Annotated in this window: 16 protein-coding genes; 6 read left to right on the top strand and 10 right to left on the bottom strand. The window is 69.6% G+C overall.

Going from position 1 to position 18,570, the window contains the following annotated elements; all coding sequences use genetic code 11:
* Positions 1-732: an HAD family hydrolase gene (locus OO71_RS36645; protein ID WP_033294602.1), complete on the top strand. Its 732-nt coding sequence runs from the start codon at positions 1-3 to the stop codon at positions 730-732.
* On the top strand, positions 729-3,107 hold the full coding sequence (locus OO71_RS36640; protein ID WP_033294601.1) for a glycoside hydrolase family 65 protein: 2,379 nt from the start codon (positions 729-731) through the stop codon (positions 3,105-3,107). The genes OO71_RS36645 and OO71_RS36640 overlap by 4 nt, the downstream gene beginning before the upstream one ends.
* A gap of 1 nt (position 3,108) precedes the next feature.
* On the opposite strand, the gene OO71_RS36635 is transcribed toward OO71_RS36640, so the two are convergent.
* From OO71_RS36635 to OO71_RS36595, 10 genes are all read right to left on the bottom strand, one after another.
* On the bottom strand, positions 3,109-4,128 hold the full coding sequence (locus OO71_RS36635; protein WP_033294600.1) for a zinc-binding dehydrogenase: 1,020 nt from the start codon (positions 4,126-4,128) through the stop codon (positions 3,109-3,111).
* A 4-nt stretch (positions 4,129-4,132) separates the two neighbouring features.
* Positions 4,133-5,572, bottom strand: a complete 1,440-nt coding sequence (locus tag OO71_RS36630; protein ID WP_033294599.1) for an amidase — start codon at positions 5,570-5,572, stop codon at positions 4,133-4,135.
* Complete coding sequence (locus OO71_RS36625) at positions 5,569-6,681, bottom strand: CapA family protein (protein WP_051792671.1); 1,113 nt, start codon at positions 6,679-6,681, stop codon at positions 5,569-5,571. Before OO71_RS36625 ends, OO71_RS36630 begins: the two co-directional genes overlap by 4 nt.
* 5 nt (positions 6,682-6,686) lie before the next feature.
* Positions 6,687-7,727 (bottom strand): BMP family lipoprotein, encoded by a 1,041-nt coding sequence (locus OO71_RS36620; protein WP_084145531.1) that lies wholly within the window; start codon positions 7,725-7,727, stop codon positions 6,687-6,689.
* 12 nt (positions 7,728-7,739) lie between these two features.
* The gene (locus OO71_RS36615) at positions 7,740-8,711 is read right to left on the bottom strand and encodes an ABC transporter permease (RefSeq protein WP_156096750.1); all 972 of its coding nucleotides are present in this window, start codon (positions 8,709-8,711) and stop codon (positions 7,740-7,742) included.
* Entirely contained in the window at positions 8,711-9,787 is a 1,077-nt protein-coding gene (locus OO71_RS36610; RefSeq protein ID WP_084145530.1) for an ABC transporter permease, read from the bottom strand. The genes OO71_RS36615 and OO71_RS36610 overlap by 1 nt, the downstream gene beginning before the upstream one ends.
* Positions 9,784-11,295, bottom strand: coding sequence for an ABC transporter ATP-binding protein (locus OO71_RS36605; RefSeq protein WP_033294596.1), 1,512 nt, complete (start codon positions 11,293-11,295; stop codon positions 9,784-9,786). Before OO71_RS36605 ends, OO71_RS36610 begins: the two co-directional genes overlap by 4 nt.
* A gap of 98 nt (positions 11,296-11,393) precedes the next feature.
* Positions 11,394-12,752 carry an amidase gene (locus tag OO71_RS36600; protein ID WP_051792669.1) on the bottom strand — a complete coding sequence of 453 codons (1,359 nt, stop codon included), beginning with the start codon at positions 12,750-12,752 and terminating at the stop codon, positions 11,394-11,396.
* Positions 12,749-12,904 (bottom strand): hypothetical protein, encoded by a 156-nt coding sequence (locus OO71_RS50575; RefSeq protein WP_156096749.1) that lies wholly within the window; start codon positions 12,902-12,904, stop codon positions 12,749-12,751. The genes OO71_RS36600 and OO71_RS50575 overlap by 4 nt, the downstream gene beginning before the upstream one ends.
* The gene (locus OO71_RS36595; RefSeq protein WP_084145528.1) at positions 12,901-14,370 is read right to left on the bottom strand and encodes an NCS1 family nucleobase:cation symporter-1; all 1,470 of its coding nucleotides are present in this window, start codon (positions 14,368-14,370) and stop codon (positions 12,901-12,903) included. The genes OO71_RS50575 and OO71_RS36595 overlap by 4 nt, the downstream gene beginning before the upstream one ends.
* Before the next feature lie 262 nt (positions 14,371-14,632).
* Here OO71_RS36595 and OO71_RS36590 point away from each other — a divergent pair, with 262 nt between their 5' ends.
* Genes OO71_RS36590 through OO71_RS36575 form a run of 4 tightly spaced genes read left to right on the top strand, consistent with a single transcriptional unit; the run spans position 14,633 to position 18,507 of the window.
* The gene (locus OO71_RS36590) at positions 14,633-15,520 is read left to right on the top strand and encodes an ABC transporter permease (RefSeq protein ID WP_051792668.1); all 888 of its coding nucleotides are present in this window, start codon (positions 14,633-14,635) and stop codon (positions 15,518-15,520) included.
* Complete coding sequence (locus tag OO71_RS36585) at positions 15,517-16,533, top strand: ABC transporter ATP-binding protein (RefSeq protein WP_051792667.1); 1,017 nt, start codon at positions 15,517-15,519, stop codon at positions 16,531-16,533. Before OO71_RS36590 ends, OO71_RS36585 begins: the two co-directional genes overlap by 4 nt.
* Positions 16,514-17,500, top strand: a complete 987-nt coding sequence (locus tag OO71_RS36580) for an oligopeptide/dipeptide ABC transporter ATP-binding protein (RefSeq protein ID WP_051792666.1) — start codon at positions 16,514-16,516, stop codon at positions 17,498-17,500. The genes OO71_RS36585 and OO71_RS36580 overlap by 20 nt, the downstream gene beginning before the upstream one ends.
* Entirely contained in the window at positions 17,497-18,507 is a 1,011-nt protein-coding gene (locus tag OO71_RS36575; RefSeq protein WP_033294595.1) for an ABC transporter permease, read from the top strand. The genes OO71_RS36580 and OO71_RS36575 overlap by 4 nt, the downstream gene beginning before the upstream one ends.
* Positions 18,508-18,570: the final 63 nt, after the last annotated feature.

Below are 18,570 nucleotides of genomic sequence, written 5' to 3'. Positions count from 1 at the left end.
ATGATCGGACTGCCCGACACCATCACCGCCTGTCTCTTCGACCTCGACGGCGTGCTCACCGGGACGGCCGTGCTCCACCGCGAGGCGTGGAAACGGACGTTCGACGAGTATTTGCGCAGCCGCGACGGCGACGGTTTCCAGGAGTTCACCGACCACGACTATGCGGCCTTCGTCGACGGCCGCCCGCGGGCTGACGGCGTTCGCGAGTTTCTGCGCTCCCGCGGGATCGAGCTGCCCGAGGGCACCCCGGACGACACCGTTGACGCGCCGACCGTCAACGGGATCGGCAACCGCAAGAACGAGCTCGTGCTGAAGATCATCGACGAGCGGGGTGTGAATCCGTACCCGGGTTCCGTGCGTTATCTGGAAGAAGCGCAGCGGGCCGGGCTGCGGATCGCTGTCGTCACGTCGTCCGCGAATGGGGCGAAGGTGCTCGACGCGGCGGACCTGTCACGGTTCGTGGAGGCTCGCGTCGACGGGCTGGTGATCCGGCGGGACCACCTGCGGGGCAAGCCTGCGCCGGATTCGTTCCTGGCCGGGGCGGCGGCGCTCGGTGTCGAGCCGAAACAGGCTGCGGTGTTCGAGGACGCGCAGTCCGGGGTGCAGGCGGGCAGGTCCGGCGGGTTCGGTTACGTGGTGGGGGTCAACCGCGAGAACCAGGCTGCCGAACTGCGTGCGCACGGCGCCGACGTGGTGGTGGACGACCTCGCCGACCTGCTGGAGGGCAAGTGACGGAGCACGGTTACGAATGCTCGCCGTGGGAGCTGCGCTGGCGCGGCCTCGACGTGGATGCCTTGCAGCGCACCGAATCCGCGTTCGCGGTGTCCAACGGCCACATCGGGCTGCGCGGCACCCTCGAAGAGGGCGAACCGCGCGGGCTGCCCGGTACCTACCTCAACGGGTTCTACGAGCAGCACGAACTGCCTTATGCCGAAGGCGGATACGGCTACCCGGAGGAAGGCCAGACGGTCGTCAACGTCACCGACGGCAAGATCATCCGGCTGCTCGTCGAGGACGAACCGCTCGACATGCGGTACGGCATCGCGACCGCGCACGACCGCGTGCTCGACTTCCGCAAAGGCACCCTGCGCCGCGTCACCGAATGGTCCTCCCCCACCGGGCGGCGCGTGCGGGTGACCACCGAACGGCTGGTTTCGTTCACCCAGCGTGCCGTCGCCGCGATCCGGTACGAGGTCGAGCCGCTCGACGAGGACCTGCAGCTAGTCGTGCAGTCCGACCTGCTGGCCAACGAACCGATCGAATCGGACACGCGCGACCCTCGGGTGGCCGCCGCGCTCGACGCTCCGCTGGTGGGCCAGTTCTGCCACGCCACCGGGTACCAAGGGGTGCTGGTGCACCAGACCCGGATGTCCGGATTGCGCATTGCCGCGGCGATGGACCACAAGATCGAGGTCGACAACGGGCTGCGCACCCGCATCCACGCCGAGGAGGACCTCGCGCGCCTCACCGCGGCCGTCGACGTGCCCAAGGGCGGACGGCTGCGGCTCACGAAGTTCCTCGCCTACGGCTGGTCCGCGCAACGGTCCGTCCCGGCGCTGCGCGCGCAGGTGGAGGCCGCGCTCGCGGGCGCCCGGCAGACCGGCTGGAAGGGGCTGGCGGCCGAGCAACAGCAGTTCCTGGACGATTTCTGGGCCACGTCGGACATTGAGCTCGAGGGGGACCCGGAGCTCCAGCAGGCCGTCCGGTTCGCGCTCTTCCACCTGCTGCAGGCCGGGGCCCGCGGTGAGACCCGCGCGATCGCGGGCAAGGGCCTCACCGGCCCGGGTTACGACGGGCATGCGTTCTGGGACACCGAAACCTTCGTGCTGCCGGTGCTCACGTACACGATGCCGGACGCGGCCCGCGACGCGCTGGTGTGGCGACACTCCACAATGGACAAAGCCAGGGACCGCGCGACCCAGCTCGGCTTGCGTGGCGCAGCCTTCCCATGGCGGTCCATCAATGGCGCGGAATGTTCGGCGTATTGGCCTGCCGGTACTGCGGCATTCCACGTGAGCGCGGACATCGCCGACGCCGTGGTGCGCTATGTGAATGCCACCGAGGACACGCTTTTCGAGCGTACCTGCGGCGCCGAACTGCTGCTGGAAACCGCGCGGCTATGGGCGTCGCTCGGGCATTTCGACCACCACGGGCATTTCCGGATCGACGGCGTCACCGGGCCGGACGAGTATTCCGCGGTGGCGGACAACAACATCTACACGAACCTGATGGCGCGGCGGAATCTGCTGGCCGCCGCGGACGTCTGCGAGCGCCATCCCGACGTCGCCGCACAGTTCGAAGTGGACACTGCGGAAATCGATTCGTGGCGTGCGGCGGCCGACGCGATGGCGTTGCCGTACGACCAGGAACTGGGCGTACATCCGCAGTCGGAAGGGTTCCTGCAGCACGACGAATGGGATTTCGCCGGTACCGACGACGATTTCTACCCGCTGCTGCTCAACTATCCGTACTTCGACCTGTATCGCAAGCAGGTCGTGAAGCAGGCGGACCTCGTGCTGGCCCTGCATTTGTGCGGGGATTCGTTCAGCCCGGAGGAAAAGGCCCGCGATTTCGCCTACTACGAAGCGCGGACGGTACGGGATTCCTCGCTTTCCGCGGGAACGCAGGCAGTGATCGCCGCGGAGGTCGGGCACCTGCAGCTCGCGTACGACTACCTCGCCGAGGCCGCGCTCACCGACCTCCACGACGTGCACAACAACGTGCGCAACGGCCTGCACATGGCGTCGCTCGCGGGCGCGTGGCAGGGCGCGGTCGCGGGTTTCGGCGGGCTGCGTGACCACGGTGGCCAGCTGTCGTTCGCCCCGCGGCTCCCCGACGAACTGGGCAGCATCACGTTCCGGCTCACCTTCCGCGGCACGCGGTTCCAGGTGTCGATCCAGCACGACACAGCGACGTACCGGGTGCTCGACGGACCATCGCTGGACCTCGTGCACCACGGCGAGCGCTACACCGTCACCACGGAACCGCTGGAACTGCCCATCCCCGAACTCGACCCGGGCCCCGCCCCGACCCAGCCGATCGGGCGGGCACCCACGCGACGGGATGCGTCGAAGCTGCGCCGGTTCGTCTCGGCCGGAAACCCCTGACTCAGCGCATCACCAGGGCAATCCGGCCGAAGTTCTCGCGCCGTTCCATCGCCGTGACCGCCGCGGCGGCCTCGGCCAGCGGGTACGTCGCGTGGATCACCGGCCGCACCGCGCCGCGGGCGGCCAGGTCCAGGCATCGTGCCGCTTCGTTCTTGCTGTACCCGAAGGAGGCGATCACCGACCGCTGGCCGCGGAAGAGTTCGATCAGGTCGACCGGGACCACCTCGCCCGAGTGGGCGCCGCAGATCGTCATGCGCCCGTTGGTCGCCATGCTCTCCAGTCCCCACCGGAAGCTGTCTCCGCCGACGTGCTCGAAGACCAGGTCGGCGCCGAGTCCGCCGGTCAGCTTCCGGACCTGCTCCACCACGGATTCCGTGCGGTAGTTGATGCCGTGGTGCATGCCGAGGTCCGCGGCCTTGGCGAGCTTCTCGTCGCTGCTCGCGGTGCCGATCACGCGCGCTCCGGCGCCGGCGGCGAGCTGGACCGCCGCCGACCCGATCCCGCTGCCGACGGAATTGATCAGCACCGTTTCGCCGAACCGCAGGTTGCCGCGGGTGAACAGCATGTGCCAGGCGGTACCGAAGGTGGTCGGCACCGCCACCACCTGCTCGTCGGGCAGGTCCATCGAGATCCGGGTCAGGTGCGCGGCCTCGCACACCATCCGCTCGGCGAAAGTCTTGCCCTGGTACCGCAGGTCGACGCACAACGCATCGTCGCCGCCGCGGCAGAACCGGCACACCCCGCAGGTGACGATGATCGACGGCAGCACCCGGTCGCCGATCGCCCATCCGGTGACCCCGGGACCGAGCGCACTGATCCGGCCGACGGCCTCCAGCCCCATCACGTGCGGGAGCGCGAACGGCAGCCGCGACACGCCGCGCATGATGTCGACGTCCAGGTGCCCGAGCACGGCCGCGCCCACGTCGATGACCACCTGGCCGGGCCCGGGTTCGGGGTCCGGGACCTCGTCGAGCACGAGGTTCTCCGGGCCGCCGAAACGGTGGATACGAATGGCTTTCATCGGTTCAGCACCCTTCGGTCGCGGGGTCGGCCGCCGGCGGCCGGAGGTGCCGCCACGGCGAAAGCTGTTCCCAGAGCTGGGCAAACCGCAGGACGAGCGCGTCGCCGAACTGCCGTCCGACGATCTGCACGCCGACCGGGACGCCGTCCGCGGTCCAGCCCGCGGGCACGGAGATCGCGGGCTGTCCGGTCAGGTTCATCGGGAAGGTGAACGGCGCCCAGCGGGCGATGTCCTCGCAGAGCCGCCCGTCGAGCACCGGCCCCGGATCGGCCGCCGGGAACGGCAGCACGGCCATGGTCGGCGTGATGAGCAGGTCGAATCCGTCGAGGTACCCGGCCATCTCGCGGACCAGCCGATACGTCCCCTGGCGGGCCTCGGTGAGCTCTTCGGCGGTCCACTCCCGGCTCAGCATCGCCGCGATGCTCGCGCTGGGCTGCACGCCGGTCCGCGCGATGAGGTCACGCATCCCCTGCAGGTCGGCGTCGGCGGCGATCAGCGGCGGCATCAGCGGGGCCGGGTCGACCCACTTCGGGTCGCGATGGGCGATCGGCGTGGCCAGTTCGGCCGAGAGCCGCTCCACCACCTCGTCCACCTGCGCCAGCACGGCCGGGTCGGTGACGGCGTAACCCCAGTCGCGGCTGTAGCAGACTTTTGCTTGCCGCAGCTCGGTTTCCGGCACCGTCAGCCAGCCCGGCCCCGGCGCGGGCAGCGACGAGGCGACCCGCGGGTCCGGTCCCGTCATCACGTCGAGTGCCAGCGCGGTGTCGGCGACTGTCCGCGCCATCGGGCCGATGTGGCCGAGCGTGCCCCAGCTGGACAACCCCGGGTACCGGCTGTCGACGAGCACCGGAATCCGCCCGCGTGACGGCTTCAGCCCGACGATGCCGCAGAAACTCGCCGGGCAGCGGATCGAGCCGCCGCCGTCAGTGCCGACGGCGATCGGGCCCATCCCGGCCGCGACCGCCACCGCGGCTCCCGAACTGGACCCGCCGGACGTCAGGTCGGTACGCCACGGGTTGCGGACCGCGGGCCACTGCGGGCTGTCGCTGGGGCCGTACGCCAGCTCGTACACCGCGGTCTTGCCGATCACCACCGCGCCCGCGCGACGCAGCCTCGCCACCGACAGATCGTCAGACCCCGCGAGGAAATCCCGGTACGGCACATGCCCGGCCGCGGTCGGCATGTCCTTGGTGAACAACACGTCCTTCACCGTCACCGGCACGCCAGCCAGCGGACCGGGGTCGCGCCCAGCCGCGAGCGCGAGGTCCACCGCATGTGCCTGTTCGTACGCTTCGTCGACGCCCAGGTACGCCATCGCGTGCAGGTCGGCGTCCGTGGTCTTCGTGTGCGCCAGGACATCCGCAACCACCTCGGTCGCGCTCACCTCGCGATTGCGTACCGCCTGACTGATCGTCACGGCATCCGCCGCCCACCACGGGGTCATGGCTGCACCCAGACGACGGGCAGGCCATCGACATCCTCGACGACGCAACGCACCGGCGGTAGACCGGCCTGCGCAATCAGGCTCCGTACGTACTCCACGATCTCCTCCCCCGTGCCGCGCGGATCAGGCTGCCCGGCCGGGTTGATCCGGCACGGGACGAATCCCGCCCGGACCAGCCCGGCCGGCGTCAGCTCGCAGACCGCGACCATCGTCATCCGCGCATCGGGATGCATGGGCAGCAAGGGATATCCCTCCCGCGGCCCCAGCGCGTACTCGCCGTTGCGGCCGGCGAAGAAGTCCACAGTGGACGATGAGACCTCCTCGCCGAACCGCGGCACGTCGAACACCAGATGCGCGAGGCCGTAGAACACGATCCCGCCGCCGTAGTGCTCGATGCCGCGAAGCAGGTGATGATGGTGCCCGGCCACGATCGCCGCGCCGGCGTCGATCGCGCAATGCGCGAACTGCCGCTCGTACTCGTACAGGCTCGCCGGACGGGTCCCATCGCCGCCATGAATGCTGATCACCACGTGGTCCGCCGACTCCCGCGCGGCCCGCACCTGCGCGGCGAGCCGGTCGAGGCTGCGGGGGTCGGCGATGGCCCGCAAAGTGGGCAAGGCACCGGACTGCGCGACCTCGATGTCGCTCTCCGGGAACACGACCACGTTCAGATCCGCGACCCCCGGAACCCCTTCCCGCGCCTGGTGTCCCGGCGGGAACACGCAGGTGTAGGCGAGGAAGGCCACCGTCTCGTCGCCGTGCCGAGCGAGGGCCGGGCTCGTGGCCGCGGCCAGGTCCGGTCCGGCACCGCAGGTGGCCAGGCCGAGGTCGCCGAGCGTACGCAGGGTTTCCACCAGCCCTTCGTGACCCGCGTCGAGCGTATGGTTGTTGGCCAGGGACAGGACGTCGAAACCGTTGTCGCGCAACGATTTTGCATTTCCCGGCGGCACCGCTACCCGGATTCCCGCGCCCGGCGCCCGGACCTCGGACGTGGTGTAGACGCACTCGTTGTTGCCGAACAGCACGTCGGCCCGCCGGAGGACCGGGGCGACCAGCTCGAACGCGCTCCCTGGATCGTCCCGGTCGACCAGCAGGTCACCGGTCAGCATCAGCCTCACGCGCGCCCTGCCCGCAGCTCCGCGAGCGCCGACCCGTCCTTGAGCTTGATCTTCCCGGCCTTGAGGTCGGCGAGCGCCTGGTCGAGCGCGGCCTTGGCGGAAGCCGGGACGGCCTTGCCCACGGCACCGATCGACCAGCTGTCGTTGGCAATCGGCACCGTCACCGCGCCGCCCTTGAAATCACCCTTCTTCACGCTTTCCATCGCCTTGAGCACCACGCTGTCGAACCGGGGGCTGATCGACGCGGCAATCGACGCCGGTTCGGTCGGCGACGGCGCGTTCGCGGTGATGATCAACCTGCTGTCCGGCTTCTCCGCAGCCGCCTCGCGGATGCCGACCTCGGCCCCGGCGGCCAGCGACGCGATCACGTCGACCCCGGAACCGTACAGCTGGTTGGCGATCTGCTTGCCCTGCGCGGCATTGTCGTAGCTGTCGGTGTACGTGTCGGTGACCGTCGCGTTGGCGTTGACCGCCCGCACGCCCTGCAGCATCCCGGCCAGCACGTTGTCGGAACTGCCGTACCGCGGGCCGGATTCGAAGCCGATCTTCCCGCTCTTGGTCACGGAACCCGCCAGGACACCCCAGAGGTACCCCGCGCTGACGTCGTCGGTCGAGTAGGACGCCATGTTCGACGGCGCACCCTTGAACGCCGGGTCGCCCTGGACGTTGACGAACGAGACGTTCGGGAATTCGGCGGCGACCGTCGAGGTGGCACCCTGCGGCGGGGAGAACGTGGAGATGACGAGGTTGTACCCCTGCCCGGCGAACTGCCGCAGCGCCTGCTCGCTCTGCGCGGGATCGGCGACGTAGACGTCCTTCACCGATTCGTACCCGTAGTCTTTCGCTCCCTTGTTCAATGCCGCGATCATCGAGTCGATCGGGCCTTTGTCACCGGGCTTCTGCACCTCGATCAGCACGGCCTTGAGGCCCTTGGACTCCGCGGACGGGGCCGCCGGTCCGCCACCTCCGCAGGCGGACAGCATCAGCGCGGCTGCGGCGGCCAGCGACAGCACGGTAAATCTCTTCGATCCGGGCATGGCAAACTCCTGTCAGGCGTGGTTGGTTTCGGTCGCTGTCCCCCACTGCTCGATTTCCCCCCGCCTTCGGGTGGCCCGTTTTCCGTTCCGGCTGCGCACGATGCCGAGCACGGTCAGCGCCAGGATCGCCACCGCGTACGGCACCATCTGCACGAACTGCGGGGGCAGCGCCGCCGTGACCAGGACGACCCCGATCTCCTGGAACGTCGCGAACCCGAGCGTCGCCAGTACCACCAGCCCCGGAATGCCCCGCCCGGCGACCGCCGCGGTAAGCGCGATGAAGCCGAGCCCGGCGGTCATGCCCTCTTGGAACAGCCGCAGGAAACCGATGGCGACGTGCGCGCCGCCGAGCCCGGCCAGCGCGCCGCAGGCGGCGAAAGCCAGGTACCGCATCCGGTCCACCCGCACGCCGACCGCCGCGGCTGCCACGGGTGCGTCGCCGACCGAGCGCAGGCTGATCCCCAGGTGGGTGCGCCGCAGGAAGTAGGCAATCGCCACGGCCAGCACCGGTGCCACGTAGACCAGCACGCTGTGGCCGTCCAGCGCCGGGCCGATCAGCGGCACCGAGGCGAGCCCGGGGACATGGACCGCGGGCAGCGCGATGATGTCCGGCGATACCAGCGTTTTCTGCTGTCCGAACACGACCAGGAGCAGGTAACTGGCGAGCCCGACGCAGATCCCGTTGAGACCGAGGCCGACGATGACCTCGTGCCCGCGCAACTGGATGACCGCGAAGGCCATCAGCAGTCCGGCGGCAGCGCCGACCACCGCGGCGGCGCCCGCCCCGGCCCACGGGTTGCCGGTGCGCATGCTGACCGCCACCGAAGTGAACGCGCCCAGCGCCATCATGCCCTCGACGCCGACGTTGAACACCCCGGCCCGCTGGGTCAAGGTGGCACCCAAAGCCGCCAGCAGCAGCGGGGTGCCGAAGTTGAACAGGGCGTGCACGAACTGGCCGAGATCGGGCCACACGGTCGCGGACATCAGGCTGTCACCCGCTGTCTTGCCCGCCACCAGGTCACCAGGCGACGCCGGCCGGGGAAGGCCGCGGCCACGGACAGCAGCATGATCAGGCCGGTGACGATGTCCGCGACGCTGCGCGGCACCGAGGTGAAGAACTGCAACTGCAGCGCCCCGTTCTGCAACGCGCCCATGAACGCACAGGCGGGAATGAGTCCCCACGGCCGGTTGCCGCCGATGAAACTCGCCACAACCCCGGCGAAGGCGACGTCGTACGCGAGATGGCTGAAGTACCGATGGTCGGCGCCGAGTACCTGCTGTGCCCCGCCGAGGCCGATGATCGCGCCGCTCAGCAGCATCGAGACGAGCGCGACCCGGCCCTCCCGGATTCCGCCGTACCGCGCGAACCGCGGGCTCGATCCCACCATCTCCATCTCGTAGCCGATCGCGGTGCGCTTGAGCAGCAACGCATATCCGGCCACGAGTGCGACGGCGAGGATCACCGCCACGGAGAACTTGTTGGGCGGCATCAGCAACGGGAGGAAAGCCGACTCCGCGATGACCGGCGTCGCGGTGATCTCGCCCGAGCTCGCCGGGAACCGGAAGATCACCAGGTATTCGAGCAGGTACACGATCACGAACGAACTCATCAGGCTGGTGATGATCTCGCTGACCTTGAGGCGCACCATCAGGAACGCGGGCAGCAGCGCGGCCAGTGCCCCACCGGCGGCACCGGCCAGCGAGGCCAGCACGATCACCAGCCAGCCGGGGACATCGGTGAAGCCGAACCCGATCCACGCGGCCAGGAACGACCCGGCGGCGTACTGGCCTTGACCGCCGATGTTGAACACGCCCGCCCGGAACGCCACGGTGAACCCGAGGCTGGTGAAGAGCAGCCCGGTGGCCAGCCGCAAGGTCTCGGCCAGTCCCGACAGCGAGCCGAGCGCACCGGTCCACATCACCCCGTACGCCTCGCCGATCTGCTGTCCGGACAGCACGATCAGCCCACCGCTCAGCAGCAGCGCGATCGAGACCGCCACGAGCGACCGGGCAACGCCGGACATCGCGGTGGTCAACGCTCGCCGCCTGGCCGGTCTCATGCCGCTGCCCCGACCATCAGGCGCCCCAGGGTTTCCGGGTCGGCCACGGCGGCGTCGAAGGTCCCGGCGACGCGGCCGCGGTAGAGCACGATGATCCGGTCCGACAGGTCGATGAGCTCCGCCAGGTCGGACGACGCCAGCAGCACGCCCGCGCCGTCGTCCCGCAGGTCGCGGATGCGGTCGTGCAGGAACCGCGTGGCCCGGACGTCGAGTCCCCACGTCGGTTCCTCGGCGAGCAGCAGCCGGGGTGCACCCGCGAGCTCGGCTGCCGCGACCACGCGCTGGAGGTTGCCGCCCGACAGCCGCCCGGCCCGCGCGGTGACATCCTTCTCGCTCAAGGAATACGCGCTCACCACCGCTTCGACCTTCCGGCGGATGTCGCGGCCCCGCAGCAAAATCCGTCCCCGGTAGCGGCGATCACGATACAGCCGCATCAGCACGTTCTCCTCCACCGACCGGTCGACGGCCGAGCCCTCGGAAACCCGGTCCACCGGCAGATACGCGACCCCGGCTGCCCGCCGGTCGGCCACCGTCATCCCGGCAATGTCCTTGCCGGACAAGTGAATCGCACCGGATTCGGTCGGCACCAACCCGGCGACCGCGCGGATCAGCTCGGTCTGGCCGTTCCCCGCGACGGCCGCCACCCCGAGGATCTCCCCGGCGCCGACGGACACCTCGACGTCGGACAGCCCGCTCCCGAGTTCGCTCTGCCGCACCGACAACCGGTCGATCTCGAGCACCGTGCCGCCATCGCGAACCGGCGGACGATGCCGTACCGCAGCCGGAGCCGTCTCGCCGACCATCTCCCGGATCAGCCGGTCCGCATCGGTCTCCGCGGCCGTCGACCGGAACACCACCCGGCCTTTGCGCAGCACGGTCATCTCGTCGGCAATGGCCATCACCTCGGGCAGCTTGTGACTCACGAACAGCACCGCTTTGCCGCTGTCCCGGAACCCACGGATGGTGTCCAGCAGGTCCGCGACCTCGTGCGGCGCAAGGATTGCGGTCGGCTCGTCGAAGACCAGCACGTCGGCGTCGTGCAGGATCGCGCGGATGATCTCGACCCGCTGCTGCACCGCGACCGGGAGATCACCGCACCGGGCGCGCGAGTCCACCTTCAGCCCGTAGCGCTCCGCGATTTCGGCCAGCCGGTCCTCGATTTCCTTGCGCGGCAAGCGGGACGGCGACCACGGCCGGTCCCCCAGCGCCATGTTCTCCGCGACCGTCATCGTCGGGACGAGCGAGAAATGCTGGTGCACCATGCCCATCCCGAGCCGGCGGGCCAGCCGCGGGGTGTGCCGGTGCATCACTTTCCCGTTGATCAGCACGGTTCCGCGGTCGGCGGGTACCAGTCCGACGGCGATCTTCATCAGGGTCGACTTCCCCGCGCCGTTCTCGCCGAGCAGGGCATGCACGGACCCGGCCCGCACGGTCAGGCTGACGTCGTCGTTGGCGACCAGCTGATCGAACCTGCGCGTGATGCCACGCAGTTCCAGCGGCAGGACCATCGGCACCTCATTCGGCGGACCGGGTAAGGGAAGACAGGCAGAAGTCTTAAAATGAACATCCATCATTACACTGAAGACGAGAGGGGTCAAGCGTCGGCTCAGTGCCAAGCGGGCGGCCGCAACTCCAGGCCGAGCAGCCGTTCGGCGAGCGCCGCCAGCCCGAGCAGTTCCGCGTCGGCGCCGTGGCGGCCGCACAGGTGCAAGCCCACCGGCTGGTCCGCGACGAGCCCGCCGGGAAGGGACACTGCGGGCAGCCCGCACAGGCTGGCCGGGGTGAGCAGCCGGAGGGCGCCGGAAAGGCCGTCACCGGTTTCCGCGTCGGTGAGGCCCGAGTGGTACCGGCTCAGCAGCGGTGCGATCACCGGCAGCGTCGGCGACGCGATCGCGGCGAGTTCGTGGCGGTCGAAGGTTTCCCGGACTTGCTGCCGGACCAGACCGCCCACCTGACGGGCCAGGTCGAGTTCGTCGTCCCGCGCCAGCAAGCCGACTTCGAGCATCACCCTGGTTGCGGGCAGGTAGTCCGCCGCACGCTCGGTAAGCCACGCGCGATGGACCGAGGCGGCTTCGGCGAGCGCGACCGTGATGGTGGCCGCCGTGATGACCTCGGCCCCCGGCAGCCGTACCTCGACCACCTGCGCACCGGCGGATTCGAGCCGCCCCAAGGCATCCTCGACGCACGTGCGGACCTCCGGGTCCACCCCGGCGTCCTGCCACATCGCCGGATCCACGCCGATTCGGGGCGGTAGCACGGGTTCCGTCACCTCGCCGACCCCCGCGACGCCCATCGCGCCGAGCAGGACCCCGAGGTCGCGCACCGAACGCGCGATCGGCCCGATCTGGTCGAACGACCAGCTCGCCCGCACCACCCCGGTGAGGTCGACCGTTCCGGCGGACGGCCGCATCCCGGTCAACCCGTTGACCGCAGCCGGATTCCGGACCGAGCCGCCCGTGTCGGTACCCAGGCAACCCAATGCACTACCGACTGCAACCGCGGCCCCCGAACCGACACTCGAACCACCCGCGTAGCGCTCGGCTCCCCACGGGTTCAGCGTGGCGGGATGCCCTTGGCCGAGCGCGAACTCGTGGGTGACGGTCTTGCCGAGGATGATCGCACCGGCGTTGCGCAACGCGGTCACCACCGCGGCGTCCTCGGTCGGCCGGCGGCCCGCCAGCACGCTGGACCCGGCCTCGCCCGCCACGCCCTCGACGTCGATCACGTCCTTGATCCCCACCGGAATCCCGGCCAGCGGCAGCCGCGCGCGCCCGGACGGCGGCAACCGGTCGATCCGGTCTGCCTGCGCCATCACGTCGTCGGCAACGGCGGCCCAGGCGTGCACATCCGGTTCGGTGGCGGCGAGCCGGTCCAGCACACTCGCGGCGAGCTCCGCCGCGGACAGCGCACCCGACCGGACGCAGTCCCGCGCCGCGGTGATCCCGAGCTGCCAAGGCTGGCTCATCGGTCGTCCTCGAGGTCTCGCACGAACTCGGCCTGCACCGAGATCCCGCGCCGGTAGTCGGCATACGCCGCCTCGAGTGCGGCCAGATCGGCGGCGAGCACTTCCGCACCCACCACCGACCGGACCTCCTCGATCCCGGACGGGTCGGTCATCGGGTCTCGACGGCACGCCGGGAAAGCACGAGGTAGACCGCCGCGGAGATCGCCGCCCCGAGGAACCACGAGAACGGCGCCACCCGGTGGAACAGCGGAACCAGAGCCACCACCAGCGCGACCACCGCGCCGAGGCCGAACGCGATGCACGCGACCGGGTTCACGCCTCGCCGGTAGTAGTACCGGGACGCGCTGTCCGGCGTGAACAGATCCGCCATCACCACCTGCTGGCGGCGGACCAGGAAGTAGTCGGTGGCCATCACGCCGAAGAGCGGTCCGAGCAACGCTCCCAGCCCGCCCATGAAGTAGGTGATCACCACCGGGCTGGAGAAGAGCTTCCACGGCAGCGACACGACCGCGAGGATCGCGGTGATCAGGCCGCCCTTGCGGAAGTCGATCCGCTTGGGCCACACGTTGGCGAGGTCGTAGGCGGGCGACACGAAGTTCGCGACGATGTTGACCCCGACCGCGGCCAGCACCACCACGATCGCACTGATCACCAGCAGGAACCCGTTGTCCATGTCGGAGAGCAGTTCCAGCGGGTTGATCATCGGGTGGCCGTAGACGGTGACCGAGGCCGCCGAGATCACCACCGAGGTCACGGCGAACAGCGTCCAGTTCACCGGCAGGCCCCAGAAGTTCCCGCGTACCACCGATTTCCGGCTGGGCGCGAACCGGGCGAAGTCGGAGAAGTTCAGCATCAGGCTCGCCAGCGCGCCGACGCTCAGCCCGGCGACCGCCAACGTCTGGTACGCCTGCTCCCCCGCCGGGAGGTTCGTGACACTCTTCGTGAACGACACGTCACCGCCGGCCCGGATCACCAGCCACACTGCGATCGCGATCATCACCAGCCACAGCGCGGGGCCGGACCAGCCCTGCAGGTGCCGGACGACCTCCATCCCGCGGCTGAGCACGACCAGCTGGATCGCCCACAGCAGCATGAACGAGATCCACGACAGCCCGTCCAGCCCGAGCAGGTGGAACTCGCTCAGCCGCGCCGCGCCCGGCAGGAACCGGCGGAGCACCTCCAGAATGGCCACCGAGGCAAGGTAGGTCTGGATGCCGTACCACGCGATCGCCACCACGGCCCGGATCAGCGCCGGTACGTTCGCGCCGAACACGCCCCAGCTCAGCCTGCTCACCACCGGGAACGGCAGGCCGGTGTCCTTGCCCATGAACCCCGACAGGTTGCAGCCGAGGAAGACGACGACGATGCCGAGGAGGATCCCGACGGTCACCTGCCACGCCGGCAGTCCCATCGCGAACATGGCCGCGGCGAAGGTGTAGACGCCGACGTTGTGCGCGTCGTTCATCCACAGGGCGAACAGGCTGTACGTGCTCCAGCGCCGGTCGTCGGCGGGCGTGGGAGCCAGGTCTTCGTTGTAAAGCCGGCCGCTCGGGTCGAGCGCGGCCAGGTCCGGACGGCTCACGGCCGCCTCCGGCGCGGGGATGTCTGACTTCGGCATGGACGACCCTCCAGGGGCTGACCGACGGGGCGAACCTCGCTCGGCCCGGCGCCGTGACCAGCGCCGAACCGAAGTCTGGTGAAGATAAGAGCTTATAGTGAAGCTGTCAACGGTCCGGCCTGTCGCATCGATCCAGTTCGCGGCCGAGCGGCACCGGGTCTTGACAGAACGCCCCGGGTCATAGTGAATGTCGTCATTCTATTGAAGCCGGTGGAGAGCATCGGCGGACCACGGGAGACCCACCGATGTCCGGAAGCATGCAATGACGCAGCTGCATCCGCCGAAGCGGGCCGCCACGGGCACCGCACCACCCGGCACCGCGAAGGTGGCCACGCACCGGCCGCGGCGGATTCGCCGGTTGTCCGGCACCATCGCCGGGTCGGCGATCCTCGCCGGCCTGATCCTGGCCGGGTTCCTGGCACCGCTGCCGCACAACCCGACCACTCCCGATCCGGGCGCGATCCTCCGGCCGCCGGACGAGACGCATCCGATGGGCACCGACGGGTCCGGGTTCGACATCCTCGCGCGGGTCATCGACGCCGCACAGCGCGACATCCCGCTGGCCTTGGGCGGCGTCCTCGTGTCCATCGCCATCGGGGTCCCGATCGGCCTGCTCGCGGGCGGCCGCGGCCGCTGGACCGGGTGGGTGATGCGCGCGGTCGAGGTGTTCCAGGCGTTCCCGCTGATCGTGCTGGCCATCATCATCGTGAAGGTCAGCGGCAACCGGCCGGAGAACGTCGTGCTGGCGCTGGCGATCGTGAACGTCCCGCGGTTCATCCGGCTGGTCCGCGGCGAGGTGCTGACGATCCGGGAGAGCCGGTTCGTCGAAGCGGCGGTCGCCACCGGCTGCTCCCCCGCGCGGGTCACCTTCCGGCACATCCTGCCGAACGTCCCCGGCATCATCCTCGTGCAGAGCTCGCTCGCCGCGGCCAACGGCATCATCGTGGTGGCCACGCTGAACTTCATCGGCCTCGGCGCGAACCCGCCCCAGCCCGCCTGGGGCGCGATGATCCAGGACGGCAGCCAGTACATCCCGCAAGGGGCCTGGTGGGCGGCGCTGTTCCCGGGTCTGGCCGTGTTCGTCACCGTCGTCGCGTTCAACCTGATCGCCGACAACCTCGAACACCTGCTGGGGGTGGGGCGGCGATGATGCCGGAAAACACGATGCCGGAAACCACCACAGCGGAACTCACTGTCCGCGACCTCCGGGTGACTTTCGGGTCCGCCCAGGGTGAAGTACACGCCGTCAACGGTGTTTCGTTCTCGGTCCGGCCCGGGGAAATGCTCGGCATCGTCGGCGAATCCGGCTGCGGGAAATCCGCGACCCTGCGCGCGATCGCCGGGCTCACCCCCGCCCCCGGCAAAGTGGCGGGCGGCCGCGTCGAATTCGCCGGGGAAGACCTCACCACGGTGTCCCGGCGGCGGTTGCGCGCGATTCTGGGCAGCGGGATCGGCTTCATCAGCCAGAGCCCGTTCGGTGCGCTCAACCCGATCCTGAGCATCGAGAAGCAATTCCGGAACTGCATTCGCGCGCATTCCCCGGCCTCGTCCGGAAAATGCCGTGAAATCGCGCTGGCCGCCCTCAATTCGGTCGGGATCGCGGGCCCGGAACGCGTGCTCGACGGCTACGCACACCAGCTTTCCGGCGGTATGGCGCAACGCGTGGTGATCGCGATGGCGACTGTGCACCGGCCCCGGATCATCCTCGCGGACGAACCCACCACGGCACTGGATGTCACGGTGCAGCGCGAAATCCTGGACCTGTTCGCGTCGATGCTCGCCTCGTCACAGCGTTCGCTGGTGCTGGTGACGCACGACCTGAGCGTCGTCGCCCAGTACTGCTCGCGGGTGCTCGTCATGTACGCGGGCAAGGTCGTGGAGGAAGGCCCGGTACGGCAGGTTTTCGACCGCCCGGCCCATCCCTACACCCGGGCGCTGCTCGACGCCGTCCCCCGCGTCGGTGCGCCGATCCGGGGCCTGCGCGGTGGCCTGCCGGACCTGATCGACTACCCGGCCGGCTGCCCGTATGTCGACCGGTGTGCGTCCGCCGGACCCGAGTGCGGCGAACTCGAACCACCCCCGCGGGACTTCACCGCCGACCGGCGGATCGCCTGCCATCACCCTGTCGAGGAGGTCGTTTCCGGTGCCGCTGCTCGAAGTTGAGAACATCGTCAAGACCTTCCGGCGGGGCCGCGGCCCGGTCGTGCGTGCCGTCAACGACGTCAGTTTCGCCGTCGACGAGGGCCACACCACGGCGCTGATCGGCGAAAGCGGGTCCGGCAAATCGACGGTCGCGCGGGTCGTGCTCGGCCTGACCCGGCCCGATTCGGGGCACGTCCGCATCGACGGTACCGATCTCACGCAGATCCCGGAAAAACAGTTGCGCGCCATGCGTTCTTCGGTGACCGCGGTGTTCCAGGAGCCGTACGAATCGCTCAACCCCCGGATGACCGTCGAGGCCATCGTCGGCGAGCCACTGCGGATCTTCGACCGGTCGGCAAGCAAGGCCACCCGGCGGGACCGGGTGGTGCAGTCGATGGAGGAGGTCGGCCTGTCGGCCGCACACCTGCGGCGGCATCCCGGTGACCTCAGCGGCGGCCAGCAGCAGCGGATCGGCATCGCGCGGGCGCTGATCGTCCGGCCGCGCCTGATCGTGCTCGACGAGCCGACGTCGTCGCTGGATCTCACCGTGCGGGCAACGATTCTCATGCTCCTCGACGAACTCCAGCGCCGGCACAATCTGGCGTACCTGTTCATTTCGCACGACATCGCGACCGTGCGGTACTTCAGCACCACCACCGCCGTGATGTACCTCGGGCATTTCATGGAAACCGGGCCGACGGCCGACGTGATCGACCATCCCGCGCATCCCTACACCGTCGCGATGCTGTCCTCGACGCTGTCGGTGGACGAGGTCACCACCGCGGCGCCGAAACGGCTGCAAGGCGAATCGCCGAGCCCGGCCACCCGGTTCACCGGCTGCCCGCTGGCGTCCCGCTGCCCGCACCGGATCGACCGGTGCGACCAGGCCCCGGTGCCGCTGTCCCCGATCACGTCCACCCGCTCCAGCGCCTGCGTGCGCACCACGGAACTCGTGCCCGGCCTGTCGAGTCAGGAGGTCAGCCCGTGAGCCGCCTTGCGGTGTACGCCGCCAAGAGGATCGCCCTGATCCCGTTGATGCTCCTGCTGATCGCGACGCTCTCGTTCGTCCTGCTCCGGCTGCTGCCCGGCGACCCGGCGGTGCTGGTGGTCGGCGAGTTCGCCGGTCCGGAGGAGCTCGCGAAGGTGCACGCGGCCCTGCATCTCGACGATCCGCTGTGGCAGCAGTACGTCACCTACCTCTGGGACACCCTCCGCGGCGATCTCGGCACGTCGTACCTGACCGGGATCCCGGTGCTGGAGGACGTCCTGCGCCGCCTGCCCAACAGCCTGTTCATCATCATCCCGTCGCTGCTCGTGGCGGTACTGCTCGGCACGCTCGTCGGGACCGCAGGCGGGTACCTCCGGCGCAAGTTCAGCGGGCGGTTCTTCTCCGCCGGGATCTCGGCGCTGCAGGGAGTTCCGCCGTTCCTGGTCGGCATCGTGCTGATCTACCTCTTCGTGTTCACGCTGCGGATCTTCCCGACCCCGACCGGCATGCTCTACGCGTCGACCACGCCGCCGCCGGAACGGTCCGGGATCATGCTGGTGGACGCCGTCCTGGCGGGGCAATGGAATGTGCTGGGCGCGATGGCCGCGCACGCCATCCTCCCGGTGATCAGCACCGCCCTGTTCCTGGCGTCCTACTTCGCCAAAACGGTGCGCACCGGGGTCACGGATGCGCTGGCGGGCAACCAGATCGAGTTCGCCCGCGGCTGCGGGCTCCCGGAGCACCGGGTCATCCGCTACGCGCTGCTCACCTCTCGCACCTCCGTGCTGACCTACGCCGCAATCCTCTTCGGCGTGATGCTCAGCGCCACCGCGGTCATCGAGATCGTGTTCTCGTGGCCGGGCATCGGCGCCTGGGCACTGGACGGCGTCCTGAAGGGAGATCTGCCGGTCATCCAAGGCTTCATCGTGGTCACCGGCGGCCTGGTGATCCTCGCGTACGTCGTGCTGGACATCCTCGTCGCCGCACTGGATCCGCGGATCCGCTGACCTGCCCACGGCGCGGTCGGAGAGGTTCCGCATCGCGTCCGACTTCACTATAATGAAAACGTT

Source organism: Amycolatopsis jejuensis, assembly GCF_000717335.1.
GTDB classification, from domain to species: domain Bacteria; phylum Actinomycetota; class Actinomycetes; order Mycobacteriales; family Pseudonocardiaceae; genus Amycolatopsis; species Amycolatopsis jejuensis.
Note: the sequence above shows the minus strand (reverse complement) of the source record. Positions and strands in the feature narration are given on the sequence as shown.

Bases quoted from the DNA above. Each gene is read 5' to 3' on its own strand.
- OO71_RS36645 (WP_033294602.1), top strand. From the start codon at position 1: ATGATCGGACTGCCCGACACCATCACCGCCTGTCTCTTCGACCTCGAC.
- OO71_RS36635 (WP_033294600.1), bottom strand. From the start codon at position 4,128: ATGAAAGCCATTCGTATCCACCGTTTCGGCGGCCCGGAGAACCTCGTG.
- OO71_RS36630 (WP_033294599.1), bottom strand. From the start codon at position 5,572: ATGACCCCGTGGTGGGCGGCGGATGCCGTGACGATCAGTCAGGCGGTA.
- OO71_RS36625 (WP_051792671.1), bottom strand. From the start codon at position 6,681: ATGCTGACCGGTGACCTGCTGGTCGACCGGGACGATCCAGGGAGCGCG.
- OO71_RS36620 (WP_084145531.1), bottom strand. From the start codon at position 7,727: ATGCCCGGATCGAAGAGATTTACCGTGCTGTCGCTGGCCGCCGCAGCC.
- OO71_RS36615 (WP_156096750.1), bottom strand. From the start codon at position 8,711: ATGTCCGCGACCGTGTGGCCCGATCTCGGCCAGTTCGTGCACGCCCTG.
- OO71_RS36610 (WP_084145530.1), bottom strand. From the start codon at position 9,787: ATGAGACCGGCCAGGCGGCGAGCGTTGACCACCGCGATGTCCGGCGTT.
- OO71_RS36605 (WP_033294596.1), bottom strand. From the start codon at position 11,295: ATGGTCCTGCCGCTGGAACTGCGTGGCATCACGCGCAGGTTCGATCAG.
- OO71_RS36600 (WP_051792669.1), bottom strand. From the start codon at position 12,752: ATGAGCCAGCCTTGGCAGCTCGGGATCACCGCGGCGCGGGACTGCGTC.
- OO71_RS50575 (WP_156096749.1), bottom strand. From the start codon at position 12,904: ATGACCGACCCGTCCGGGATCGAGGAGGTCCGGTCGGTGGTGGGTGCG.
- OO71_RS36595 (WP_084145528.1), bottom strand. From the start codon at position 14,370: ATGCCGAAGTCAGACATCCCCGCGCCGGAGGCGGCCGTGAGCCGTCCG.
- OO71_RS36590 (WP_051792668.1), top strand. From the start codon at position 14,633: ATGACGCAGCTGCATCCGCCGAAGCGGGCCGCCACGGGCACCGCACCA.
- OO71_RS36585 (WP_051792667.1), top strand. From the start codon at position 15,517: ATGATGCCGGAAAACACGATGCCGGAAACCACCACAGCGGAACTCACT.